Source organism: Aeoliella fuhlenseeensis (assembly GCF_052161615.1).
In the GTDB taxonomy this organism is placed as follows: domain Bacteria; phylum Planctomycetota; class Planctomycetia; order Pirellulales; family Lacipirellulaceae; genus Aeoliella.
On sequence record NZ_CP197417.1, the window covers coordinates 181,825 to 206,844 of the forward strand.

Below are 25,020 nucleotides of genomic sequence, written 5' to 3' on the forward strand. Positions count from 1 at the left end.
CGGGCGGAGCAAGTTACACTATCCACTTGCTTCGCTTCCCCAACCATGAGTTACCCCTATGTTGCTCGAAGAACGCATCGGTGCGCATCTCACTAGCCAGGGTTGCTTCTTTCGAGTGTGGGCTCCCCACGCCGAGCACGTGCGAGTGCGCATGCAGCAAAGCAAGAGCTGGCGGCCTCACGATCCGGCAACCGAGTTCGACCTCACCAAGTCGACCAGCGGCTACTGGAGCGCGACGGTTCCTGACGTTGAACCGGGGACGCTCTACCGCTACCAAATCACTTACCAGGGCCAGACCACCGAGCACCTGGACGCCGCGGCGCGCGATGTCGTCAGCTCGGCGCTGACTCGCAACGATGGCAAGAGCGAGAACGCCTCGATCGTGGTCGAGAATAAGCCCTATCCATGGGAAGCGTTTCGCACGCCGTCGTTCGAGAACTTCCTGATCTATCAGTTCCACGTCGGTAGCTTCGCGGGGCGGAACGACTATCTCAACAAGCCCATCGCTACGTTCGCCGATGTCGAGTCGAAGTTCGACTACATTCGCTCGTTAGGTTTCAACGCCATCCAGCCACTGCCGGTGCAGGAGTTTGCGTTCGATCGTTCGTGGGGTTACAACCCCGCGTCGTTCTTCGCTCCCGAAAGCGCCTACGGCACGCCCAGCGATCTCAAGCACTTCGTCAACGCGGCCCATGGCAAAGGTCTCGCCGTCATCTTCGACGTGGTCTACAACCACGCCGGCCCTGGCGACAACGTGCTGTGGCATTACGACGGCTACGAGAACGAGGGGGGCATCTACTTCGAAGGGGGCAACATGACCCCCTGGGGCCGCGGTCCTGCGTGGTGGAAGTGGGAAGTGCAAGACTACTTCTACCAGAATGCCCGCATGTACTTCGAAGAGTATCACGCCGATGGACTGAGGTTCGACGCGACGACGCTCATCAATGGCAATTACCTGCGCAATGTCTTGTGGCGTCTGCGGCAGGATTATCCCGATAAGTACCTGATCGCCGAGCACCTGCCCGCGCATCCGTGGGTGATCTCGGCGGGAAACTTCAACGCAACGTGGCGATCGTCGGCCCACCACGAAGTGCAGCGAGCACTCGTGGGCGATGCACCGGTCGATCGATTACTCGGTTTCCTGGACTTCAAACCATTCGAGCACAGTTGGAATTTGGTGAACTACCTCACTGGTTCGCACGACGACTGTGGCGATCCCCACAATGGCGATGCCGAGTCCGGCCATCGCAACTGGGACAGCCGGCATCGTTACTTGGTCGACTTGCTCGGCGGGCGGCACAATAGCTGGGCGCGAGCCAAGTGCCGACTCGCCTGGGCGCTGAACGTGACCATGCCCGGCACGCCGATGTGCTTTATGGGGAGCGAATGCATGCTCGCTTCGCCTCACGTCGCGTGGGGTTACTGGCACGACGGCGTGGACCAGTGGGGCGATCACCGCTTCGACTGGAGCACCGCGGGCGACGCGCTGGGCCTCCAAATGCGCGAGCTGGTAACCACGGCCAACCAGGTGCGTTGGGACAACCAAGCCCTGCGATCCGACGACTTCCGCATCGTGCATGTCGACCGCGACAACAACGTCGTGGCGTTTGTCCGCGAGTTCTTCGGCAATCGAATTCTCGTGGTGGTGAACGTCGGCGATCGCAACTTTAGCCACCAGAGCTATCACGTCCCCACCGGTGGCGTAGAAGGCTCGTTCATCGAGTTGCTTTGCACTCAAGACCCTCGCTTCGGCGGCTGGCAAGGTGCCGGCAACGCGGGCCTGGAGCTCGCGACGAACGACGAAGGCCGCCTGGCAATCAACTTGCCACAGTGGAGTGTCGTGGTGCTGCGGGCGGATTGATTGTTGGAGGTTTTCGTCTTTGGTAAACTGATCGAATGACCGCAGCCAAAAAATTCGAACTCGTTTCCGTCGAGGACTACCTCGCCGACGAACAGGCATCCGACATCAAGCACGAATACCTGGGCGGATACGTCTACGCCATGGCGGGGGCGCGGACGGTTCATAATCAAATCGCAACCAACGCGACCATCGCCATTGGCAACCAATTGCGAGGGAAGAAGTGTCAGGTCTTCAGCTCGGACATGAAAGTGCGAGCCCATCTACCCACGCATACTCGCTTCTACTATCCCGATGGGATGGTGGTATGCAATCCAAATGGTCCCGAAACGTTGTTTCAGGATCATCCGGTGATCGTGTTTGAGGTGCTCTCGCCGGGCACCCGTCGTGTGGACGAAGGAGAGAAGCGTGACGCCTATCTGTCGATTTCTTCGCTGCAGCAATACCTGCTCGTCGAAACCGATGTGCCACGTGTCGTCTCCTACACGCGTGGCGATGCTGGATTCACAACCGAAGTTTACGAGAGTCTAGACGCCATTGTTCCGCTGCCAGCCATCGAAGCGCAGCTTCCGCTCGCGGACCTTTACGAGCGGGTGGAGTTCGAAGCGGCGAGCGAGTGAGCTCGGCCGCTTCGCCTTGTCACCTTATACCTCGGTCTTCGGCTCCATCGCTTCGATCCGGCCGTGGTCGGACAAGTAGTGCACTTCGCCGGTGGTGATGTCGTAGACCATGCCGACCACTTTCACTCGGCCTTCGCGCACGGCGTCGCGAATCACTCGGCTGCGAGCGGTGATCTCGTGAACCGTCCGTAGCACGTTGCGGCGGACCACTTCGTCGACCAATTGCTCCTTGGCGTCGGCGTCCATGCGGGGGAACTGCCGAGCTTCTTCTTCGCGAATGCTCACCTGCACTTCGTTGACCACCGCGTCGAGGCTTTCGCAGCCCGTCGCGTCGCAGGCGCTCTTGCCATCGGCGAGCAGTCCAACGGACGACATCACCGCGCCGCAGCGGGTGTGACCCAGCACAGCGACGAGTTTCACGCCCGCCACGGCCACGCCGTATTCGATGCTGCCTAGGCTCTTGGTGCCAATGATATTGCCAGCCACGCGAACGGCGAACATGTCGCCAATGCCAAGGTCGAATACGATCTCGGCGGGGACACGCGAGTCGATGCAACCCAAGATCACGGCAAAGGGAGTTTGCCCCGCCGCGGTAGCGTCGATCGCGCGGCTGAAATCGCGGCTGAGCTGCTTGCCCGCCCGGAATCGCCGGTTGCCCTCCATCAGGATGTCGACAGCTTGCTGCGGCGTGAGGCTGTCGCGGAGCTCACGCGTGGTGAAGTCGGCGAACTGGATGTCGTCGTTCAGTTGGTATTTGTTGCGAAACCCCCTCAGACTAACGGTAATGTCGTGCACCGGCGCAACCGAATCCCGAAACTCGCGAATCATGCTGAGCACGTCGGGATCGATGTAGTCGGTGCCACTGGCATCGATAAGCACGCTGCTACCTCGTGGCGCTTCGGTAAGTACTTTGTCGAGCGACGCCCGATTGAGGAAGCTCACTTGGTTGGCGAGCTCGATGTGTAGCACGTCGCCGCCGAGATGCGTCTCGACGATGCGTCGTACGGGGCGACGTAGATTGCTGTTGAGGATGAACAGCACCGCCACGCCCAGGCCAATCAGAATACCGATCAACAGGTCGGTAAACACAATGGCGACCAGCGTGATGATGAACGGCAGGAACTGATACCGGCCTTCGCTCCACATGTCGCGGAACAGTTTGGGACTGGCCAGCTTATAACCGGTAACGATCAGGATCGCCGCTAGTGCCGAGAGGGGAATCATATTGAGGTACTGCGGGAACATGGCCACGCAGACTGCGAGCAATCCGCCGTGGAAGATCGCGGCTCGTTTCGTCTTTGCTCCGCTGGTGACGTTCACCGAGCTACGAACAATGACCGAAGTCATAGGGAGGCCACCAATCAGGCCAGCGCAAATATTGCCCACCCCCTGAGCCCACAGTTCGCGACTGGGGGGGGAGTTACGCCGCTCGGGATCGATCTTGTCGACCGCTTCGAGGTTCAGCAGCGTTTCGAGCGACGCCACGATCGCAATGGTCACAGCCGCGATGTAGATAGCAGGATTCACCAGTTGGCTGAAGTCAGGGAAACTAAAGAACTTCTTGACTAGATCTTCCGTGGAGGTAGGGATGGGGAGCGTCACCAAATGGGTTGGATCGATTGCCCATGGCCCTCCCAGGTTCTTGAACCACACGTACATTCCCACTCCGACCAGCACCACCGCCAGTGCGCTAGGTACGGGCAGGGCCTTTAGCAGCTTGATCCGGGGCCAAAGCACGAGAATGGCGACCGACACCAGGCCGATCGCCGTGGCTCCGTAGTGGAAGTCGCCGGTGCTGATGACACTCCAGATCTCGCTGAATGTGTTGTGGTGATCGGGTTGCTCGAAAGACATCTCGCCTTCAGGGTCGCTGTCGTGGCCCACCAAGTGAGGAATCTGCTTAAGGATAAGAATCACACCAATCGCCGCGAGAAGGCCTTTGATCACGCTGGAGGGGAAGAACGCGGACAGGGCTCCCGCCTTGACGATACCAAGGACCACCTGCAGCACACCTCCGATCACGACCGCCAGTAAGAACGCCTCGAACGAACCTAGGTTGGCAATCTGGGCGGCCACAATGGCCGTCAGGCCCGCGGCGGGACCGCTCACGCTGGTATGCGAGCCGCTCAGCATGCCGACTACAAGACCGCCGATGATTCCCGAGATCACACCAGAGAGCAGTGGCGCATCGGACGCCAACGCAATTCCCAGGCAGAGGGGCAGGGCAACGAGGAACACCACCAAACCGCTCGACAAATCGGCCGGAAGCGTCGAGAGGGTGTAAATCGAATGTTTATTGTTATTGGTCGGCGTGATGGGCATAGATTTATGCGAGGCGAGACAAACCGATGCAGCGACCCGAGGGTCGGCAAACGAGGTTCGCGGGACTAAGAGAATCGTGGAACACCGGAATCCTCGAAGCACACGAGGTCCGAACAAGTACGCACGAGGCGCGCACTAACAGCGCAGTGGGGCCAACTGCCCACATGGAAGGCGATGTCCAGCGAGGTAAACAAAATCGCCCTGCGGATTCCAGACTAACGGAGCGGCGATGGGCGGCGTGAAAACGAGCGGGTTGGAATGCGCTGTGCGACTACGCACAATCCGAGCTTCGTGAGCCATCCATACGTAGGTGCCCGTGGTTTCCGCGCTGCTCTCGCGTTCCTCGGTCAACTGGAGCGACTGCGCCAGTGTCGGAGCTCCCATCGGCAACACCAAGGCAAATATCGCCGCGGCCAGGCTGAGTCGCCAGGATCGCGGGGCCTTCTTGGGATGGGGTACTCGGAGCATCGGCCAGGGCTGCCCAGGGGGCAGTCGTCGGGGCAAGATCGGGGGAACACTCGTAACCGTAGGATAATGGACTCACCGCACGCGTCAAGTGCGAAGGAATCGAGGTCTTCCACTAGATTTCGGCATTTGTCGCTTTTTTCACGAACTGGAGGACCCACATCCGCGGGAATAAATCGACGCGTGCTACCAGAAAAAATCTAAGGATTGGCGCGCGACGTGCAGACACCTTACTCGTACACGGAGCTCGCTCCCTGACTCCTAAGCACCACGCACCCTCATCTTCAAAGGAGCACCGATCATGTTTCCCCTTCGCCCGGCCAATGGACCTCACGCTCGCACCGCGAACCACCACGCCATGGTGGCTTGGGATAAGCTGCTCACCATCGCCCTGGGCGTAATGCTGCTAGGGACGGGTACTCTTTTCCTGCCGCATGTCACCACGCACTTGGGTCCTTTCTCGACGCTGTTCATCGCGGTGGTGGTGGTTGGTTCCGTCGTGATGCACATCCGCGAACACACCACGCCGCCAGAATCGCAGTCCTAGTGAGGCTTAGTCTTCTACGCCCCGTACGTATTCCGCTCGTCGACTTGCTCGTTCAGGGTCCAGAAGTCACATAGCAGGAACAGCGCCACCACGATGGCCGCGGGGATCGCCAGGATGACGGTACTCGCCAAAGCCCAGCACACGAGGTACACCAGACCCGTGCCCCACTTCCCAAGATAGAAGCGGTGCACGCCGAGAGACCCAAGGAAAGTTAGCAGGAGCCACGCGACGTTGTAATCGATCGGACCCGTGACGTAGCGACGATTGGCCGCCCGCTCCATACTGGGAATGAGCACAATGTCGATCAACCACCCAATTCCCAGAAGCCCCAGGGTGCAAAACCAAATCGTGCCCGTGATTGGTCTTCCGAAATAGAACCGATGGGCCCCGGTAAACCCAAAGATCCACAGCAAGTACCCAATCACTAAGCTGTGCGATTGCTCGCCGTAGACGACCGACGATTGGTAGGGGGATGGAGGGTCGACTTGGCTCATCTTGTCACTCGCTCCGAGTACGAGGGTGGCTTGGTTCAGTGGAAGGTACTTTAGGGTATTCGCCCGCACGTGGCGATCCTTGGCGCTATCTATCTGCAGACTGGCTAACCGCAAACTGGGTGCCAACTGGCGGGGGTTCTCCAAGGTGCTGGCAAGCTGAGTTTGTCGGCAGAGTCGCACGCAGCTTAGCCATCTTCGGCAGCCAGTCAGGTCGCTTGTCGACCACGCTCAGCTCCTCCGCCCGTCGCGTAGATTGTCCCAGGGAGTCGAACGTCGCATAATGACGATAACCGCAGGCGAGCGATTAACGACCCTGGAAACGCAATCCGAATAGCCCCCACCAAGCTTGGTGGTGGCTGCCGGGGGCTATGCTTTACTGAGCGACGTCGTCCAGGAAGGCGTCCAGGAATCAGTCGCAAGTTCGTTCGCTTCCGACCAAACCGCCAATCCACCAATGCCTCCAACCCCCAAACCCCGCCGATCGCTCTTCCTCCGCATCGTCTGGCAGGTCTGTCGGGCGGGGCTCGTGGTAGTGTTGGCGTTCGCCGGGGCGGTGCTGATTGGCCTCCTGCCGGTGAATCGCGATTTTAAGTCCCCCGCCGAGGGGATCGAGATCATCGTCTACCTCGACCCGGCCCACTCCGAAATCATCGTGCCGATCGTCACCAGCGTGCACGACTGGAGCCCCTGGTTTTCGCCGAGCGATTTCCAGATGCTCACCGGCAAGGAGACGCACATCGCCTTCAGTTGGGGCTCGCGCGATTTCTTTCTCAACACACCCAAGTGGGAAGACCTGCGACTCGACATTGCACTACGGTCGCTACTGCTTCCGTCCGCTACGCTTGTGCACGTCGACATGATGGAGCGGTCGCGAATGAATTACGAGAACTACCACCGCGTCACCATCGAGCCAACGGCCTACGAAAAACTCGTCGAGTTCATTCAGGCGAGTTTCGTGCTCGATGGGTCGTCGCACCTCGGTGGCCAGGAACCTCGTCACCTACTGGGCGAGAACTACAAGTCGCATGACGCCTTTTACGAGGCCACCGGGACTTACTCGGCGCTCTACAACTGCAACACGTGGACCGGCGACGCGCTGGAAGCGGCGGGCGTTCGCACCGGTTGCTGGACGCCATTTCCGATGGGCATTCTTCAAGTCAAAGAGTAACGCACCATGACAGGTTCTCGTACCCTCACTAGCGGTTGGCACGCCGACCTCTACGAACGAGACGGCTGGCAAGTCGCTCTTCTGGCTCCCGAGCAAGACGGTTTCGGCGACACGCAAGGTCTCGGTGATGGCCTCTGGCAACTCGTTCGCGACGCGAAACCTCCATGCCTGGTGCTCGACATGAGCCGGGTCACCTTCCTCGGCAGCAGCATGATGGGCACCCTGGTGCAGGTCCACAAACGCATCGCCATCGCCGGCGGTCAGTTGCACCTCGCCAACCTCGGCGAGCACCCGACCGAAGCCTTGCACGCGTGCCGGTTGCATTTGATCCTGCCGCTGTACGCGACGCTCGACGACGCGGTGAAGTAAGGGCGTTGTCGAGTCTTCGTTTAACGCCCAGCCGCAGGCGCCGGCAGACGCTCAAGCATGCCATTCGATTTCCCCACACTCGTCGCCGCCATTCTCGATGGCTGCTCGCTCCCGATCGCGGGGGCCCATGGGGTAAGTCATTGGGCTCGAGTGCATGACAATGGTGTGAGACTGTCGCAGGAAACCGGTGCACGTATCGAAGTCGTCAAGCTCTTCGCGGTGTTTCATGACTCTAGGCGAATCAACGAGCACTACGATCCGGGGCATGGACGTCGAGGTGCCGAGCTGGCAATGAGTTTAAGAGGCAAGCTATTCGAGTTGCCCGATGATGGCTTCAACCTCTTGTGCATTGCCTGCGCGGGCCACACCGACGAGCGGACTCATCCCGATGTCACCGTGCAAACCTGCTGGGACGCCGATCGACTCGATATCGGTCGAGTAGGAGTTGAGCCCCACGCCGACTGCCTTTGCACGGCGGTCGCTAAGCGGCGTGACACTATTCAATGGGCAGATGGTCGAGCGAGCTTTCAAATCGTTCCCGATTGGATAAGCCGTGAGTGGGGAATACAGCTTTCGCCTACGTAGGGGGTGCCAAGTCAGTGGCACGCCTCGTGCCTCATCCCTTCCAACGACCCCCATCTCCTCGCCCGCTAACCCCACTCTTCGGGCCAATCGGCCGCAGTTCCTGGGGAAATTCCCCGCCTTTCCTATCCACTCGCGCCAATTTCTTGACGCTCCCCACCAGCCTAACTAGGGTGGAAATAGCGGTCCGCGGCGTGCGGTGCCGCGTTTCTGCGCGAGGATGCGAATCGCTTCGTTTTCAGGTGTGCCTAATGGTTTCACATGCTGCTTGGTTCTAGCTGGCTTATCAGCCAGTTGCCTTGCAGTGTTCTTCCGGTCCGGTTGGCGTAAGCCACTCCGTCGACCGTCTTAGCGAAGCCAAATCACCTTTGAGAGACACCCCTGATGCCAACCATCCCATTCGGGTGGTGGCAGGCCCGCGTGTTGTGCGGCGCGCTGTGCGTGCTGCTGTTGCCTGCCATGACCTTTGCCCAAAACAGTCAAATCGGAGGTTGGGTGTACGTCGATCGTAACAACGACGGCGCGCTCAACTTCTCCAGCGATCCGATGCCCGAGCTCGTGATCCCCGATGTCACCGTCAACCTGTATCAACTGGTAAATGCCAACTACCAGTTACTTTCCACGTTGCAGACAAGCGACCAGGGCCGTTACCAATTCAACAACCTTGGCGCCGGCACGTATCGTATTGAGCAGATTCAGCCCGTCGGTTGGCTTGATGGTCTCGACACCATCGGCTCGATGACGCTGAATGGCACCAACACCTTCCCGCCAGGCGGATCGCTCGGCACCGTGAGCAACAACTTGTTCTCCGGCATCGTGCTGCCGGGTGGTTCTACGGCCAACTTCTACAACTTCGGCGAGCGCGGCATGCTGCCTGGCTACGTGTCGAAGCGGTACCTGTTTGCGTCGGCCCCGCCCATGCCCGAAGCACAGATCACGATTCCCGAGCCATCGAGCATCGCAATGCTGGTGGGCGCGATCGTCGGTGGCGTGGCGCTACGCGGCAGGCGTCGCCGCTTAGCGTGCCATCGATGAAACATGAATCGCTAATTGTGGGAGAGCCTCCGACCCCAAATGTTTGAGGTCGGAGACGCTAACCACATTTCTTAGTACGTAAACTCAACGCCGAAATCGAATCCGTGCGCGAGTAGCTGCGAGCCACGGATGCCGGGGAACGCGGGATCCGGGCCGCCGCCCGCGGTAACGGGAGGCAGGTTGCGCGGATCGACGGCCAGACCGGGTGGCAGGTGCGCGGCGGCGCGGGCCACGTCGTTCCAGATGATCACGTTGTAGCCGGCGTGGACGCCCCAGTTGCGGGTGATCTGGCCACCAAGGCCTAGGCGAAACTCAGGAATCACCACCGTCGAGCTATCGCTATACCGGCCAATGTTCGTGACCTCGGAGGTTAGTAGACCACCGTCGAACGTCGCCTGACCTCCACCGGGAACGGTGTTGATGGTCTGACCACTGACGGTCACGGTACGGCGATTGGAGCCAATCGCCAGCTTTGCCGCGCCATCGATCCACCACCACGAGCAGGTGCGTCGGCCCACAAAGCCAATCTCGCCACCGTGGAACTCATTGCGGGCGTCGAACTGATCGTGCAGGTCGATCGTGGTGCCGGGCACAAGTGGTTGTGTCGTAGTGGGCAGCACGGTCAGCAGCTCGCTGAACCCCAAGGACGAATCGAGTTCGTAGTAGCGATAACCAGCGAGCACGTCGACTTGAGTACTGGGGCCGCACGGGTTGCAGCATCGCCAGAAGCAGTGCCGCAGGTTAAGGCCGGCACCTTGTAGTTCGTCGTACGCGCGGACGTTCACCGTGCCATCGAGTTCGCCCGGCTGGGCCATGATCTGCGAATCCTGCAATCCCGTTTCCGCGTTGTAGAACGGGCGGGCGATGATGAGGTTCGGGTCTTGCGAGCGCGAGTAGTCGTAGCCATCGCGACCGGTGTTGAAGTAGTCGCCACCGATGCCAATGGTCTGGCAATCGTCGAGCCACACGCCACCGCGAATGCGATAGCCATCACGCCAGTTGCCGCCAATCACTTCGTCGCCTGCGAGAATGGTGGTCGAAGGAAGTCCCAACACACCGGCGTTGGCAGGAAGTGTATTCGAGGGGCTCGAAGTCACCACGGGTGGCAAGTAGTTGCCGTCGAGTTTCCACAGCAAGTAATCGGCTTCGACCCACAACCGCGAGCCCGCGTATACGGGACCGAGATCGCAAACAGAGTCGCCGCAGCAAACATCGCCACATCCCACGGCATCGCCACAGCCCACGTCGCCGCACCCCACTTCTCCGCAGCCGGCGCTGCCATAGCCCGGTTCGCTCGACACGGCACCTTCCCAACTCGGATCGTCGGAGACGTAGTAGCCTTCGTCCGGGACGCTAGTCGGCTGCTGGGCGCTACCAACCACTGGCATCGCTAGCACCGCGGAGAGTGCCGCGAACTGAACTCCAAGAGCGCGCACGCGCTCCCACCGCCAAAGAAATGCCATGTGTCCCCCCCAGGATACAGCGGCCAAGTGAATCTGAGCTCACGCCTTCCATGCTGAACGCTGGCGCAAGCTCTGCTGATCATACTGAATCGACCGGTCGCCATCAGCGACTTGAAGTCGAAATGGCGAACTGGGGTTAAAGTTCCGTAAACGATCGGGCGAGCAAGCAAAAAACAGGCTTAGACCACCCTCTTGGCAACTCCGCCCAGCTTGACCCCTACGGCCTCTGGAGTAACGATGACCATCGTGGGAAGCCGTCACTGCGGGGGTGTGCACCGGAGAAGTTACCTCATGCGAACATCGTACAAGTTTCTGATACTCACGGCGATCTTGGCCACCTGCTACGCGATGATGGCCGCGCGTCCGACAAGCGGAGACGAATCTCCAGCTAGCGCGAAGGGCGAAAGCGCTCCGCAGAGCGAACTCGACAAGGTGATCGATCTCGGCCGCGAGATCGTCATGAGCACCAACACCCATCCGCTCTCTAAACCGTTTGTCGGCAACGACCTCACTTGCACGTCGTGCCATCTCGACGCGGGCACCGATCCCGCCGCGGCGACGTTCCTCGGCTGCGCGACGGCTTACCCCGCTTGGTCGCCCCGCGAGGAGCGAGTGATCACGCTCGAAGACCGCGTCCTCAATTGCTTCATGCGAAGCATGAACGGCACCCGCCCCGACAATGGCAGCCCCGTGTCGGTCGCGATCACCACTTACATCACGTCGCTATCGTCCGGCGAGAAGATCGCCATGAACCATAAGAACCCGCTTGGCCCCAACCACGTTCCGCCACTCAAACTCGATCTTGCGAAGGCCGACATCAAGAACGGTGCCGCGGTCTATCAAGATCAATGCGCGGTGTGTCATGGCGACAATGGCCTCGGCAACGAGGATGGCCCGCCAGTCTGGGGTCCGAGATCGTACAACCAAGGAGCCGGCCTCGCCCAAGTGCCGAAGCTCGCCAGCTGGCTAAAAGTCGCCATGCCGCTGGGCGATCCTAGTCTCACGGATCAGGAGAGTCTCGACCTCGCGGCGTACATCAACGCCCAAGAGCGGCCGGAGTTCAAACTAGAGGAGCACTTGGGCGAAGGTAAGCCCAACAAATAACGCAACGTCCGCAAGAGGAGCGGCATCGAGCCGCGAGTGACGATTCTCCCTAACCCTAGCCCAAGGCGGAAGCCGCGGGTTCCCAAGCCTCAGTGATCATTCACCTCCGCGAACTTCTCGCCCGCCAGCCAATCGCTGCCAATCCAAGCATAGCAATCACCATCGTCGATGGTTCAGGAATCGCGTAGACGTAGACTTTCTCGCCGTCGCCGATGAGCAGCCTGCCCGCGTCGATGGCGACTTCGGATCCGAAGAAGCTGGAATACAGGGGCGCCTTGAAGGTGTGAAGCAGTGCTCCGTCGGTGGCATCGAACAAGAACGCCGCGCCGGCGAAGTTGCCCCACGTGCTGTCAGTGGGGGCACCAACGAGAGCCAACCCTCCGCCGACCGCCACCGACCGGCCAAAGCCATCAGCGCGAGCATTGTCGCCGGTGCTGGGAACGTTTGGCTTCACGAGTTCGACAACCAGTTCTCCCGTTGCGAGATCGAACACATACGCCTTGCCATTCTCCGTCGACTGCCAGTGCGGAAGGCCGGGGTCGCCAACCACCGCGACGCTCCCGTCGACGGCTATGGCTTCGCCGAAACGATCGTTAGGGCTCGGATTGGGCGGCGCGATTCGCCCCAAGTAGCTCCCTTGCTCGAAATCGAAGATGCCTACATCGCGGGACTGGGGGTCCTGATTAAGCCTGCGCTGCTTAAGAACTACGGTGCCGTTGGCGGCGGCAGCATCACCGAACTCGCTGTTAAGCGGCGCCTCGAAGGGCGGCGGAATAAGTCCAATCCCAGCAACGGGCGTCAGTGTTTCCACATCGTATCGCAGGTGACCGTCGAGGAACGAGCCGCCACTAGCAACCAGCGAACTGCCGAATGATGTAAAGTTTCCGCTAAACGGAACTCCTCCGGGGTTGGTAGGAAAAGCACCAGCCGTCGCATACGCCGCGGGGGCGAGCGCGGGACCATCGAACCGCACTACGTACCCCAACAAGATCGGCGGCTGAGCACCCGCGCCGCAGTCGCAGATGATGTAAGCCCCGGGAATGCCGGCAAGGATGCCACCGTCGATGAAGCGAGCCGAGGATGCGAATCGGTTGTAGTAACTCGAAAGGCCGGAGAGCGCGTCGGGCCCAGCGTCGGGAAACGCCTGCAGGACCTCACTCGCGGTAACCGAGCCCGTCGTAGCGCCCGTCTTTAGATCGATCGCGTGAAGCGAAGCTTCTGTGAAGTAGTACCCTTCTTTGGTCAGCTGGCGCACCAGGATGCTTCCATCTCGCACATCGCGAAGTTGCCCCTCTACAGTAAATAGGGGATCCTGTGCTAGTGCTAGCGAACAAACGGAAGCCAGCACACCGAGTGAAAGAGCTACTCTAATCATCGCAACACAAGCCTCTCGAGGTTCCGACAGCCGAAAGTGGCCGACCTCGTGGGATTGTAGTAGAACAGATTGCGGGCGGTAATAGTGAAAAACCGGGTGGAAATGGGCGTTTCAAGCGGAGAGTCGGCGGATCCCTGCCGGCTTCGGTGTTAGCGAGGGGGGCTCCTAAACGAAGGCATATCGTGCGACGAGTACTCTTCCTGGATTGACGGAAGTCGAGAGTTTATCATTGATGAGATACCATTCCCCTTCCGTTCCATCGGGTAACAGTCGCGCCTGAGTGTCGCAGAATGCCAGAAACAACAAAGATCAAAACTCGGTGTCCTTACTGCAAGGCGACGTTCACAGTTTTGCAGCAACACGTGGGAAAGGTCGCAAAGTGCCCGGCGAGTGGGTGTGGAGAAAAGTTCAAGGTCGAGGTGATACCGACAAGTAAGGCGAATGCAAACACTCCGCCCGCTCCGAAGCCATTGCACGAACAACTGGACAACCCGTATTTGGCAGACCTGCCTCCAGAGTCGCCTCCGCCAACCGGCTTGACTCTGTCGAAGACCTACGCCTCGCACCCTGGCCGACTGAAGGTGAATTGGATTCGCTGGATTCGCTTCAAGCCCAAGTGGCCGCTGATTCTTGGCGTCGTGCTTTCTGGTTGCAGCGCCTTGTTTGTTTATTCGATGGGCGTACTAACCGGTCTGCTGCTGTTCCTTGTAGTGGCGACATGTGTGCTCTATTGGCTTCGTGTGAGCAATCACTTTCAGTATGGGTGTGCCAATATTGCCGTGGTGGTATCACTCGATCCTATTCTCATCGCAGTTTCTACCGACCTATCAACTGGCGAAGGCCACTATCCCGTCATTAAGATTGTCGAGATTGGAATCTCCCGTTCCGCCGGAGAGCCACTGAAGGTCGGCGACTTGCTACCGACGGTGTCGCTTTACGTTTCACCTCCCCAGGGCGAAACACGTCACTGGTCAACCTTCATCCCGGTCCCAGCCGACTACGTCACTTCAGATCCACACCAGATCGTGAGGTTGCTTGCGAACTTTACAGATGAGGATATCGCGACTCTGCATTCTCAGCTCAAGCAGGTGCCAACACCCTTTGAACCGGGGCTTTACCTGATGTGGCCCGAAGCAGGAAAGCAGCTAGGCCGCCAGCCGGAGTACAAGCTTTACGATTGAGGACGGTACCCATCTCTGAACGAAAAAACCCCGGCGAAGCTTTCGCTCCGCCGGGGTTTTTCTTTACAGTCCGCGACGTCAGTTGCAGGTAGCGCGATGCTAGCCTGCCTGACGCCGCCGAACCACCATGCCGCCGATGCCAGTCGCCACGAGTAGCATGACGATGCTGCCCGGCTCGGGGATGGAGGAAACTGTTCCCAGGGTGCCTTCGGGAAGCGATTCGCCGAAGTTCGCTTTCCAGGTGGCGTAATGCGCTTCGTCGACCACTTCGCCATCGACGTTGTTGGCGAGGGCCTCGGCGCTCGCGCCCAGGTTGTCACGCCACACGGTGTAGTCGGCCAGATTCACCATGCCGTCGCCGTTGTAATCGCCGGGCAGCACGAGTGGTTCGACGAGCGTGATCGTAACAAGGCTGTCGGCGCTGAAGACGTCGAATGATCGGCTGCGGCTCGTCTGCAGTCGAAATTGAAACGGCGAACCGTCTTCGAGAACGCCCGCGATGTCGACACCATTGCGAGCCGTGAGTGTCAACGGTTCACCGGCCACCAAGCCCTCGATGGGAGTTCCTCCAAGCGTGAAGCTATGGCCGTACAGATTCACAGTGGCTTCGTTGGTCGCCGTTAGCGGGGTTGTCACCTTGCCGCCATGGAGGTTCAAGGTGGCGCGGTTGACGATCAGCTCGTCCCTGAAGGTGCCGTTGACGGTACCGCTAGTCATGGTCATCTCGCTTCCGGCCAGCAATTGCATCCCTCCCATCACCGCGCCCCCCGCCAATTCGATTTCGGCACCCACCGCCCGCAGATTATCGCCCACGATGCCTCCTTCCTCGATCACCACTCGGCTATCGGGGGCGGCCACAAAGTCGGCGGGCAGGGTTCCTCCTATTTGAAGGAGCACCGTTTGCCCCGCGCGAGCCCCGGCAGGAGCAGGCGAGCTGGGTAGACCAATGATTGTCGGGCTCGCTTGAGGAACATCCGCCAGTTCGAGCGTGAGGGTTCCACCGGCGAGCGATCCAGGAAGCGGGGCGATGTTGCTGAACACGAACGGGGTACCATCGGCGAACGTCCCGCTCAGCACCGACCCATCGGGTACGTCGATCGCGCCGGAATCGCCCGGTGACACAAGGAACTCGATCGGTTCGTTGTCGAGACGAAACTCAGCACCAACCAAGCGGACGCTACTAGACGCCGCTGTCGTCAGGCCTCCGTGAAGGAAGCCTCCCCGGAGTTCGAGAGCACTTCCTTCAAGAGCTTCCAAATTGCCCAATTCGCCTCCCGTGATCGTGCCGGTAGCGTCGACGAGACGAATGTCGCCAATCACGCCCCCCGAGGCCGCGAGCACCGCGCCATGTTCGGCAATAAGGGGGCCTGTGGTGCCCCCGCTGATAGCGACCGACGCGTTGGTGGAAGCGGAGATAGACGACGAGACGCCGCCCGTTTGATCGAATTGGCTGCCGCCGGTAACTTGTGCCCCTAACCTTAACTCGCCGCCCGTCATGGTCACGACGCTGCCGTCCATCGCGTCGAAGTTAGAGTGGATCGTACCTTCGGCAAGCAGCACCTCCGCGGCGACGGCTTCGAAGTCGATGCCAATTGTACCTCCCGTGACCTCGACGCGCGACCCGCGCCCCGCGTTGAAGAGGTCGGGTACGGTCGCCCCCCCTCCCACCAGCAGCGTTTGACCGCCGCGAATACCTTGCGGAACAACATCGCTTGCGGCGTCGATTGTCGTGGGCCCGGTCGCCGCTGTGGTAACGCGAGCGAGGGCGAGCGTGCCAGTTGGTAGGGAGTCTCCGTCGAAGCTGGTCAAGGCGAACGGCGTTCCGTCGGCCAGCGTTCCGCTGAGAACTTGACGCAAGCTGAGGTCGAACTCGAGCAAGTCGCCCTCGTTCTCTAATCCCTCCACCAGCTGGCCGTCGACGTAGAATTCGCTCCCTTCGAAGATGGCATGGCAAGTGGCATCGAGTTTCAAGCCATCGCCTAACGCGCCGCCAGAGACCAGCAAGGTGCTTTCCGATTGGCCGCTCAAGCTGGCTCCGATGCTACCACCGGTCATCATCAGCTCCGCGCCGAGCAACTCGCCACTTCCACCCATTTGACCGCCGGAAAGGGTGAGCACGCTGCCATGAAACATGTCGAACCCACCACCGACGGATCCACCTGCGATATTCACGGTCGCACCGGCGGCTTCGAAGCCGCCGCCGATCACGCCCCCCACCATGTGGACGGTGCTACCCCACCCCGCCTGCATTAGGTCGGCAACCGCGGCGCCCTCGCCGACGTTGAGCGTTTGACCGTCATGCACCCCTTGAGGAGCTTGGTCGGGGGGAATGTCGAACATGGTCGGCAGCCCGATTGGCGGGGCCACGTTCTTGAGCAGCAGCGACCCCGCCGGCAACTTATCTTCCTCAAGCGACGAGTACGCGAAGGGAGTGCCGTCGGCATAGGTGCCCGTCAGCACCGATCCGATCGGCAGGTCGAAGGGCAGCGCGTCGCCATCGGCCTCGAGTCCGTCGATCGGCACGCCATTCAAGCGAAAGTCAATGCCATCGAGCTGCAACACTTGCGAGCCGGGTTTCTTCTCGATCCCGTCGCCGATCACTCCGCCCGCGAGTCGAGCTGGACTATTGCTGGTTAGGTAAAATCCTGATTGAATCACGCCGCCGGTCATCTCGAGCGAACTGCCATTCACCACATCCAGGCCAGCGCCGATCTTTCCTCCTGTGATCACGACCTTCGATTTGTAGTAAATCAGCGCGCCGTTTCCCAATTCTCCTCCCGACACGTTCAACCGCGCACCTTCGCCCGTCACCAATCGCGACCCGATGCTGCCCCCCATCAGATTGATGGTACCGAACATAGTGTCGCGCGTGTCGACATGGCCCCCCGACACGTTCATGGTTGCACTGCCCGACATGTAGTCGATGGTGCCTGCGTCGCCGGACAACACGTTAAGTACGCTACCGGAATAGATCTCAACGTAGTCCTTTAGCGTGCCTCCATCGACGCTGACATGCCCGCCATGAATCTCAAGGCCCCCACCCATCGTCCCACCTTGCAGGTCGACGCTCGAGCCCGAATAAATTTTGGCACCTGCACCGATGCTTCCTTCGTTCACTTGAACTTGAGCGCCGGCATAGGTCTTGAGGCCTCCCCCGATGCTGCCTCCCTGCACGTTGACTACCAGATTAGAACTCGTCTGTCCGAATACCCCCGCGGTAAAGTTGGAGCCCACGGCCCCCCCATCTAACACGTTGAGCGTGGTGTTCGAGCCAATCGACTCGTTGTCGCCCAGCGACTCTGGAGGCAAGTCATACACGCCCGGACCCAAGGTCTGCGCAACCGCGAGACGGCCCAAGGCGAATCCCAGCAGTGCGAGTAGTGGCAACACTCGAATCATGATCGAAACCGCCGTAAAAGAGCATGCGAGGAGAGCCCCAATTCTTGCACACTCGGCCGGCGATCTCAAGTTTGAACGGCGCTCCATGCCGCCTGCGGGGGTTAGGCAACGAAAAAACCCCGGCGAAGCTTTCGCTCCGCCGGGGTTTTTCTATGACAACCACTCACATCAGTGAGCGAGTGGGTTCTCGTCTTCTCGCTGACAGCCTACAGCTCACCGCCAACAGCTTAGAGCCTAAAGCTTACAGCCTTCTATTAATACATGTCGTCCATGCCAGGGGCGCCGTGGCCACCCTTCTTGTCCTTCTTCGGGGCTTCGGCGATCAAGGCGTCCGAGGTCAGCAGCAGCGTCGCAACGCTCGCGGCGTTTTGCAGGGCGGTGCGAGTGACCTTCACGGGGTCGATCACGCCGCTCTTCACCAGGTCTTCGTACTTGTCGGTCGCGGCGTTGTAGCCCATGCTGCCGCTCTCGTTGGCGACCTTCTCGCACACCACACCGCCGTCCTTGCCAGCGTTCGAGGCAATCGCGGTCAGCGGGGCACGGCACGAACGCAGCACGATGTTGTAACCAACCTCTTGGTCGTGCGACAACTCGCTCGGCTTCACCTTCGCGGCACAGCGAACCAGCGCCACGCCACCGCCCGGCAGGATGCCCTCTTCCACCGCAGCGCGGGTGGCGTGCAGGGCGTCTTCCACGCGGGCCTTCTTTTCCTTCATCTCGCTCTCGGTCGCGGCACCAACATTCACCTTGGCCACGCCACCCGACAGCTTCGCCAGACGCTCTTCGAGCTTCTCGCGGTCGTAATCGCTGGAGGTGTTCTCGATCTCGCGGCGAATCTGGTCGATGCGACCCTTGATGTCACCACTCTTGCCGGCACCTTCGATCACCGTGGTGTTGTCCTTGCTGACAATCACCTTCTTCGCGCGGCCGAGCTCAGCCAGGCCGATCGAGTCGAGCTTGATGCCCAGGTCTTCGAAGATCGCCTGACCACCGGTCAGCACCGCGATGTCTTCGAGCATCGCCTTGCGACGATCGCCAAAGCCAGGAGCCTTCACCGCCACGACGGTGAACGTGCCACGCAGCTTGTTGATCACCAAGGTCGCCAGGGCTTCGCCGTCGATGTCTTCGGCGATGATCAACAATGGCTTGCCACTGTTCACCACGGCTTCGAGCACAGGAACCAAATCCTTGACGCTCGAGATCTTCTTCTCGTGCACCAGCACGTAGCAATCTTCGAGCACCGCTTCCATCAACTGCGGATCGGTTACGAAGTACGGCGACAGGTAGCCGCGGTCGAACTGCATGCCCTCGACCCATTCCACCTCGGTAGCGAGCGACTTGCCTTCGTCGACGGTGATCACGCCGTCCTTGCCGACCTTTTCCATTGCCTTGGCCAGCATGTCGCCAATCTCGCGGTCGCCGTTCGACGCCACGGTGCCGACCTGAGCCATCTCTTCGGTGCTCTTGACCTTGATGCTCATCTTCTTGAGCTGCTCGGTCACGTCGGACACGGCACGCTCGATACCCTGCTTCATCTGAATCGGGTTCACGCCAGCCACAACCGCCTTGAGACCTTCGTTGAAGATCGCTTCGGCCAGCACGGTGGCGGTGGTGGTGCCGTCGCCGGCCACGTCCGAAGTCTTGCTCGCGACTTCCTTCACCATCTGGGCGCCCATGTTTTCGTAGACGTCCTCGAGCTCAATCTCCTTGGCTACGCTCACACCGTCCTTCGTGACGGTCGGCGAGCCAAAGCTCTTCTGCAAAATCACGTTCCGGCCCTTCGGACCGAGCGTCACCTTCACGGCACGAGCGAGCTTCTGCACGCCACGCCGCATCGCCTCACGGGCTTCTTGATCAAAGGCAATCATCTTTGCCATAGTTGGTCTCCCTGTTTTTCGCTTTCTAAGCGATGTGATAGATAGTCGTCGGCGGGTTTGTTTCTTGTTCCGCCAAGCTCTTCTTTAATTTGTGCACGAGTGCAGCAACACTTCCTCGATCGTGAGCGTGGCTAGTCGCTCGAATGACTCTGACTTCTAAAGTCTCAGTGTCATACTCAAACTCTCCGAACTCTGGATCGCTGTCGATGTAGCTCGGAAAGTAGCGATAGCAAAGACGAGATTCTTCCTGATGGATCAACTCGCCTTTGTGGTGATACGCACTCACTCAATCACAGCGAGAATGTCGCTCTCGCTCATCAGCAGGTATTCTTCGTCGTCGATCTCGATCGGCTCGGGAGCGTAGCTGGTGAACAGGACGCGGTCGCCCACTTTCACTTGCATCTCGCCACGCGAACCATCGTCGAGCGTCTTGCCCGTGCCGACAGCCACAATCGTCCCACGGCTGGGCTTGTCCTTGGCCGAGTCGGGCAGCACGATGCCACCGGCGGTCACGTCCTCGGAAACGTCACGCGAAACGACCACCTTGTCGCCCAGCGGTTGCAGCTTGACTTTGCCCTTCTTCTTCGTGGCGGTTGCAGCCATGTAAGTTTGCTCCTGTGTAAGAATCGAAAGTTGTAATAGGTAGCCGAACTCGCAAGAGTTCGGGCTATGTGCTTTTTTCTTGTAGCCGATGTCGCCAGACTTCGGACCGCCCGTCTTATTCCCCTCCCACTTGTGGCCCATTGCCAGTGGAGTCGAGGTTAGGGGAGGGGGGGAGCCAGTCGCTCCAGGCCATCGCCGGACCCCTTAGTGTCCGCCAATTCGCCCCCCGCGCGCAGGGTCCCCAGCAGCCGCAAGTAAAGCAACCCGCGCGCCAAACTGTCCAATCGCCGTAAGTGGTTACAGCCGAGCCATTTACCACGCGGAGTCAAGAAGCCCCCACCTGTCACTCTGGCGGAGCGCAGGGGCTAAGAGCTGGGAGCTGGGGGCTGGAGGATGTCATTTTGGCAGGAGCGGGCAAAGTAGCAGGGCACGATTCCCTCGCCGTCCGCCAGTCGAGCGCTCGGGCGCCACGCCCGCCCGAGGCGGACTCCAAACTCACACCAATCTTTTCCGCGAACGTAGTTACTTGGTTTCAAAGGCTTTAGCTAGACCGCTCCGCTAGTTTGGAAGCACGCGTCGAAGTCTCTATCCGCGATGTCTGAGCCAATAGCTGACCTGATCATCCAGGAATGCCGCCCACGCTAAGTCAGGCGCGAATGCTTCTTCCAACCGCTGAAGTAAGAACTTAGTGGCCGGAACATTGCCCAAGGCATCCAACACTGCTTGAATGATGGCCGTATGCATGATTGGACTACATGATGATTGCCTCAGCAACTTCAGAAACTCCACTGTAATCTGCATCCGAATTCCAATCTGCACCTTACTGTCGCCGAGGTGCAGGAACGTGCGGCGGAATGCTGGAGCCTGAGTATCCCACTCGCTTCGTATGGCCGCGGCGATTAAATCATGCGCCCTCCATCGCGTGCTCACATACCCCCATTCGAGCAAGTGAGAAGTCATGCTACTCATGTCGTCGTAGGTCAACTGTCCATCATCTACTAAAAGTTGGCACACTGCTTGCGACCAGACTCGTTCCACTCCAAAGTCGCTTAACCCAACCATCGCAACTATCACGTCATCTGTCCAGAGAACAGCACCACGTTCCTGAGCGACGCAGATTGAGAACAGTGCTGGAAGTCCAATTACCTTGGCGTATACCTCCCGACGCTGCCGGTCAATCGACGCTGCCGCAGTTGCACCCACTACTTGACATTGATTCTCGATAGCGTCTGCGATGCGTTGTACGTCCTTAAGCTCTTTGTACTTCTCATCTTCGCTTTGCTCATTGACGTAAACCTGGTCATCATTGGAAGCGTGAAGAGTAGCGAATTCTGAGCGCAGACGGTGCCGAGCTTCTTCGACCCACAAATCCACACAATTCTTGGTTGCGTGTGTGACCACAACGTCTACTCGACCGCTCCAATGTTCCCACAAACCTAGACGCGTTGCAGTTACTAGCCCACTAAGGTCAACTACAAGGCTTCGCTTCTTCTGGCATGCATGAATCGCCTCCTCGAAATTCTCGTGCGTGGGATTCGTGCAGCGAATGACATCCTCGTCACTCGTCGAAAGCGCTTCTATCACTCGTCGTATATCTAGACCAAGCCGATTTGCTAGAAGGTGCAAAGAGCAAAGGTTGGTGCGGTAATAGTCCAGTGCATTATCGATGCTTTCGCGCCTCGCTTTGGTCACTTCCAACAACGGAGTCGGATCAAAAGTATCATCGGAGCCAATGTCAAAGCGTCTCAGAGCAGAGGTTCCCTGAAACCGCTTGGTGTAGTTGGAGATTACGTCCCGAAAGCGGTAGATATGCTTGTCTTGGATTGTTGCGATTTCTTCCGTCTCCTCTGCATCCGAAGGAAGCGGAAAAGCGCGGTCGACTGGGACTAACTCCCCGATGCGCTTGCCGAGGATAGATTTAACACTGGAACTATCCAACCCATATTCATCCTTCAGCAGATCGGGGGAATCGTCCTCTGGCACAATCCACCGTTCGGCCCCCGTAGAAGTATTACGAAGCAGAACCGCTGTATTTGCAGAGGCAGTATCCGAATCAATGAAGTCAAACTTGTCCTCGTGCTGAAGGAAGTACCACAGGTAGACGCCATGGACATGCTCCTGGGAGAAGAATTGTCGAAGCATCAAGTAGGCGTACCGAAGCGCATCTTGATAGCGTTCAACACACGTGAGTGGAACCAGAACAATGGCACCCAACGCAGGTGAAAGAGTTACAGGAGTAGGATGTGGAACGTCAAAGCGGATAAGATGCAGTTCTCCTAGACCCGCCGAGCAATAGTTGCATACTGCCTGGAAGAATGGCTTGTCCCACTCCATGTACTCAATAGAACGTTCACGCGCCGCAGAAGGATCGTATTGGAGTAATACCTCCACGTGCACTCGCATCAATTGCTCATCGATTTGCTGCGAATCATGGAGTTCGGTGCAAACCCGCAGAAGAATATCGTCTCGATCAGCTTCTTGCGCGGCGACAAGCAATCCCTTGCACACGTGGTCGAGTACGCCGGGCTTGTAGGCGCGTTCGAAAAAGGGAATTGCTTCATCGCATCGATGGAGACGGCACAGTAATCTCGCAAGGGCATCGAGGACCTGGATGCCCACATTCTCTGCAGGTGCTTCCAAAGCATTCCGAATGTACATTGCGACATCGCCTACATTCTCGGCATCTTCTTCTTCGATCCAAGCTCTCAGCGTCCATGCCAAGAGTGGAGATCTTTTCTCGACCGAGTCGGTCACGCAGTCGCGGGCTTGAGCCTTGTCTTTGTCTTGTAATGCCCATTGAACTGCGAAGCAGCACGCATCGTCGGCGTAAGGCGATGTGGAAAGGCCAATCTGCTGCATGGTCGCGGTAGCGGCCTTCGGTTCCCCCAAATGGCGGCTAACTACGGCCGCAAAAAAATCCTTGTGCTGAGATGGAACATCAATAAGCTCGACGTAAGTCTTCGCCGATTGATAATCATCTACCGACAGAAAATGCCGCACCGCATCCTCTGCGTACGCACTTGGATGGATAGCAGAAGCTATCGCATCTTGGTAGTCTCTGGCCGCGAGCGCGACTCGCGAACGCGATGCGTGAACACGGGCGCGGTTAGATAGAATTTCTGGTAGTATCGCTGAGAGCTTGCTAGACCTAGCAGCACCTTCTGCGCGATTGTAGCACTTAATCGCCGATTCAGCTTTACTTACCCGCGATTTGAGTGGTCCGGCAATCGACTGGTGGTGATCTACACAAGCTCGTGCGAACCATGCGTGAGCGGATTGAGGATACTCTCGTACGGCTTTTTCAGCGACCGATTCCGCCAGCTCGAGGTCGCTCCAACCTAACGCGGCATGAACTATCGCGACGCTTACGTCTTCTGATGTCTCCGCATGTGCCAAAACACGTTGCCAGTGTTTTGTGAGAGCAGCACGCGAAGGGGCATTTCGCACCAAAGCGCTGGTTGCTATGACACTATCGTTGCCTGAATGGCAGAGAGCTTCAGCCGCATCAAAGGCCGCACTACGGTTTCCTTGTAGCTCTAATGCCAGAACTTGATTCTGTTGTGCCTGCGGGTTCTCTGGCTGTGCCTGAAACGCGCTCACAAATAGCCGAGCAGCCTCAGCATAGTCTTCGCGTTCAATCGCCAGCTTTCCTCGCAATCGCAGCAGTGCATAACGATGTTCCTCACTTATTGCTGTAGTGACTTCCGGGTCAGGAAGTTTGGAGAGTGCATGCTCTGCCGCCTCGATCTTGCGCTGCTCAAAGAGCGACTCGACCTCATCGTAGTCATTTAATCTGCCGAACGACTCGCCGGCTACTGGAATATGCTGTTGTTGTTCACTACGTTCAGGTTCCGATGGTTCAGCAACTCGGGGTTCGCAGTATACTAAACCATCGGCAACTGCCCGACCCAGTTCGCTGAGCATTGCGCATATGTCTTCCCAAAATAGTATCTCAACAACGAACTGCTTTTCATTCGAAGACCTTTGATTGAGAGCTATCACTGCGTTTTGGGCATGCTTACTTTTTCGCGCTGTCGTAGCGATGATATAGCGATCAATCTTATGTCCAGAGCGTTCTGCCGCCGCCACTTCCGCTTTAATGTCCGCCGGGGGAATCGTTTTGCCTTGCTCGTGCCTTTTGCATTGAATCACGATGTGAGGTGAAACAGCGCGTTGGTCGATAATATCGATTCCATGCTGTGCTTCGCCTCGCTTTCCATACCGGATCAGTCCGGCCCGTCTCTCCACGTGTCGAAAGAATCGCACGCAGAACTCTTCGAGTTCATCTTCATTGCCAGGATGTGGGTATTCGTGCCGCATAATTGAGACGACTCTAGGCCCAGTATGGTACCAATCACGATCCATCAGTGCTAACGTGCGGAATGGTCGCATTGGGAAGTCGGATGACGATCGGCGGGCAGGGTGGCACTGCCGCACTCTCGTGTACCATTGGCTCCGCCAGTTCTAAAGCTCTGCCTGCCGTAGCTTACTCGATTTGCCGGACCGAAGAACGCTGGCCACCAAGCTAAAGTGGCGGAGCCAGTGGCACCCACATGCT

17 protein-coding genes are annotated in these 25,020 nt (G+C 58.8%); 9 read left to right on the plus strand and 8 right to left on the minus strand.

Annotated features, from left to right (window positions below; all coding sequences use genetic code 11):
• The first annotated feature begins 58 nt into the window (after positions 1 to 58).
• Both SH292x_RS00745 and SH292x_RS00750 read left to right on the plus strand, forming a co-directional pair.
• Entirely contained in the window at positions 59 to 1,861 is a 1,803-nt protein-coding gene (locus SH292x_RS00745) for an alpha-amylase family glycosyl hydrolase (protein ID WP_442483657.1), read from the plus strand.
• 35 nt (positions 1,862 to 1,896) lie between these two features.
• Positions 1,897 to 2,478: a Uma2 family endonuclease gene (locus tag SH292x_RS00750; protein ID WP_442483658.1), complete on the plus strand. Its 582-nt coding sequence runs from the start codon at positions 1,897 to 1,899 to the stop codon at positions 2,476 to 2,478.
• A gap of 24 nt (positions 2,479 to 2,502) precedes the next feature.
• On the opposite strand, the gene SH292x_RS00755 is transcribed toward SH292x_RS00750, so the two are convergent.
• Positions 2,503 to 4,800: a SulP family inorganic anion transporter gene (locus tag SH292x_RS00755; RefSeq protein ID WP_442483659.1), complete on the minus strand. Its 2,298-nt coding sequence runs from the start codon at positions 4,798 to 4,800 to the stop codon at positions 2,503 to 2,505.
• A 766-nt stretch (positions 4,801 to 5,566) separates the two neighbouring features.
• Between SH292x_RS00755 and SH292x_RS00760 the strand changes: the two genes are divergently transcribed.
• Positions 5,567 to 5,812, plus strand: a complete 246-nt coding sequence (locus tag SH292x_RS00760; RefSeq protein ID WP_442483660.1) for a hypothetical protein — start codon at positions 5,567 to 5,569, stop codon at positions 5,810 to 5,812.
• A gap of 14 nt (positions 5,813 to 5,826) precedes the next feature.
• On the opposite strand, the gene SH292x_RS00765 is transcribed toward SH292x_RS00760, so the two are convergent.
• On the minus strand, positions 5,827 to 6,306 hold the full coding sequence (locus SH292x_RS00765; protein WP_442483661.1) for a TM2 domain-containing protein: 480 nt from the start codon (positions 6,304 to 6,306) through the stop codon (positions 5,827 to 5,829).
• A 454-nt stretch (positions 6,307 to 6,760) separates the two neighbouring features.
• Here SH292x_RS00765 and SH292x_RS00770 point away from each other — a divergent pair, with 454 nt between their 5' ends.
• The 4 genes from SH292x_RS00770 to SH292x_RS00785 all read left to right on the plus strand — a co-directional run bounded on the left by SH292x_RS00770 (position 6,761) and on the right by SH292x_RS00785 (position 9,460).
• Positions 6,761 to 7,474 carry a TIGR02117 family protein gene (locus SH292x_RS00770; protein WP_442483662.1) on the plus strand — a complete coding sequence of 238 codons (714 nt, stop codon included), beginning with the start codon at positions 6,761 to 6,763 and terminating at the stop codon, positions 7,472 to 7,474.
• A 6-nt stretch (positions 7,475 to 7,480) separates the two neighbouring features.
• On the plus strand, positions 7,481 to 7,843 hold the full coding sequence (locus tag SH292x_RS00775) for an STAS domain-containing protein (protein ID WP_442483663.1): 363 nt from the start codon (positions 7,481 to 7,483) through the stop codon (positions 7,841 to 7,843).
• Positions 7,844 to 7,900: 57 nt separating this feature from the next.
• Positions 7,901 to 8,428: a hypothetical protein gene (locus SH292x_RS00780; RefSeq protein WP_442483664.1), complete on the plus strand. Its 528-nt coding sequence runs from the start codon at positions 7,901 to 7,903 to the stop codon at positions 8,426 to 8,428.
• 381 nt (positions 8,429 to 8,809) lie between these two features.
• Positions 8,810 to 9,460: an SdrD B-like domain-containing protein gene (locus SH292x_RS00785; protein WP_442483665.1), complete on the plus strand. Its 651-nt coding sequence runs from the start codon at positions 8,810 to 8,812 to the stop codon at positions 9,458 to 9,460.
• Between the two features lie 71 nt (positions 9,461 to 9,531).
• Here the strand turns inward: SH292x_RS00785 and SH292x_RS00790 are convergent, their stop codons facing one another.
• Complete coding sequence (locus SH292x_RS00790; protein WP_442483666.1) at positions 9,532 to 10,896, minus strand: BBP7 family outer membrane beta-barrel protein; 1,365 nt, start codon at positions 10,894 to 10,896, stop codon at positions 9,532 to 9,534.
• A gap of 318 nt (positions 10,897 to 11,214) precedes the next feature.
• Between SH292x_RS00790 and SH292x_RS00795 the strand changes: the two genes are divergently transcribed.
• The gene (locus tag SH292x_RS00795) at positions 11,215 to 12,027 is read left to right on the plus strand and encodes a c-type cytochrome (protein WP_442483667.1); all 813 of its coding nucleotides are present in this window, start codon (positions 11,215 to 11,217) and stop codon (positions 12,025 to 12,027) included.
• A gap of 100 nt (positions 12,028 to 12,127) precedes the next feature.
• On the opposite strand, the gene SH292x_RS00800 is transcribed toward SH292x_RS00795, so the two are convergent.
• The gene (locus SH292x_RS00800) at positions 12,128 to 13,282 is read right to left on the minus strand and encodes a PEP-CTERM sorting domain-containing protein (protein WP_442483668.1); all 1,155 of its coding nucleotides are present in this window, start codon (positions 13,280 to 13,282) and stop codon (positions 12,128 to 12,130) included.
• 701 nt (positions 13,283 to 13,983) lie between these two features.
• Here SH292x_RS00800 and SH292x_RS00805 point away from each other — a divergent pair.
• On the plus strand, positions 13,984 to 14,583 hold the full coding sequence (locus SH292x_RS00805) for a DUF3239 domain-containing protein (protein WP_442483669.1): 600 nt from the start codon (positions 13,984 to 13,986) through the stop codon (positions 14,581 to 14,583).
• A 99-nt stretch (positions 14,584 to 14,682) separates the two neighbouring features.
• Here SH292x_RS00805 and SH292x_RS00810 read toward each other — a convergent pair whose 3' ends face one another.
• The 4 genes from SH292x_RS00810 to SH292x_RS00825 form a co-directional block, all read right to left on the minus strand.
• Positions 14,683 to 17,982: a PEP-CTERM sorting domain-containing protein gene (locus SH292x_RS00810; protein ID WP_442483670.1), complete on the minus strand. Its 3,300-nt coding sequence runs from the start codon at positions 17,980 to 17,982 to the stop codon at positions 14,683 to 14,685.
• 254 nt (positions 17,983 to 18,236) lie between these two features.
• Positions 18,237 to 19,859, minus strand: a complete 1,623-nt coding sequence (groL, locus tag SH292x_RS00815; protein WP_442483671.1) for a chaperonin GroEL — start codon at positions 19,857 to 19,859, stop codon at positions 18,237 to 18,239.
• Positions 19,860 to 20,141: 282 nt separating this feature from the next.
• Positions 20,142 to 20,462, minus strand: coding sequence for a co-chaperone GroES (locus SH292x_RS00820; RefSeq protein WP_442483672.1), 321 nt, complete (start codon positions 20,460 to 20,462; stop codon positions 20,142 to 20,144).
• A 585-nt stretch (positions 20,463 to 21,047) separates the two neighbouring features.
• Positions 21,048 to 24,782: a PIN domain-containing protein gene (locus SH292x_RS00825; protein WP_442483673.1), complete on the minus strand. Its 3,735-nt coding sequence runs from the start codon at positions 24,780 to 24,782 to the stop codon at positions 21,048 to 21,050.
• Positions 24,783 to 25,020: the final 238 nt, after the last annotated feature.

Excerpts from the sequence above, each read along its gene's own strand:
- SH292x_RS00785 (WP_442483665.1), top strand. The coding sequence starts at position 8,810 with ATGCCAACCATCCCATTCGGGTGGTGGCAGGCCCGCGTGTTGTGCGGC.
- SH292x_RS00780 (WP_442483664.1), top strand. The coding sequence starts at position 7,901 with ATGCCATTCGATTTCCCCACACTCGTCGCCGCCATTCTCGATGGCTGC.
- groL (WP_442483671.1), bottom strand. The coding sequence starts at position 19,859 with ATGGCAAAGATGATTGCCTTTGATCAAGAAGCCCGTGAGGCGATGCGG.
- SH292x_RS00745 (WP_442483657.1), top strand. The coding sequence starts at position 59 with ATGTTGCTCGAAGAACGCATCGGTGCGCATCTCACTAGCCAGGGTTGC.
- SH292x_RS00775 (WP_442483663.1), top strand. The coding sequence starts at position 7,481 with ATGACAGGTTCTCGTACCCTCACTAGCGGTTGGCACGCCGACCTCTAC.
- SH292x_RS00795 (WP_442483667.1), top strand. The coding sequence starts at position 11,215 with ATGCGAACATCGTACAAGTTTCTGATACTCACGGCGATCTTGGCCACC.
- SH292x_RS00825 (WP_442483673.1), bottom strand. The coding sequence starts at position 24,782 with ATGCGGCACGAATACCCACATCCTGGCAATGAAGATGAACTCGAAGAG.
- SH292x_RS00755 (WP_442483659.1), bottom strand. The coding sequence starts at position 4,800 with ATGCCCATCACGCCGACCAATAACAATAAACATTCGATTTACACCCTC.
- SH292x_RS00810 (WP_442483670.1), bottom strand. The coding sequence starts at position 17,982 with ATGATTCGAGTGTTGCCACTACTCGCACTGCTGGGATTCGCCTTGGGC.
- SH292x_RS00820 (WP_442483672.1), bottom strand. The coding sequence starts at position 20,462 with ATGGCTGCAACCGCCACGAAGAAGAAGGGCAAAGTCAAGCTGCAACCG.
- SH292x_RS00770 (WP_442483662.1), top strand. The coding sequence starts at position 6,761 with ATGCCTCCAACCCCCAAACCCCGCCGATCGCTCTTCCTCCGCATCGTC.
- SH292x_RS00750 (WP_442483658.1), top strand. The coding sequence starts at position 1,897 with ATGACCGCAGCCAAAAAATTCGAACTCGTTTCCGTCGAGGACTACCTC.
- SH292x_RS00765 (WP_442483661.1), bottom strand. The coding sequence starts at position 6,306 with ATGAGCCAAGTCGACCCTCCATCCCCCTACCAATCGTCGGTCGTCTAC.
- SH292x_RS00760 (WP_442483660.1), top strand. The coding sequence starts at position 5,567 with ATGTTTCCCCTTCGCCCGGCCAATGGACCTCACGCTCGCACCGCGAAC.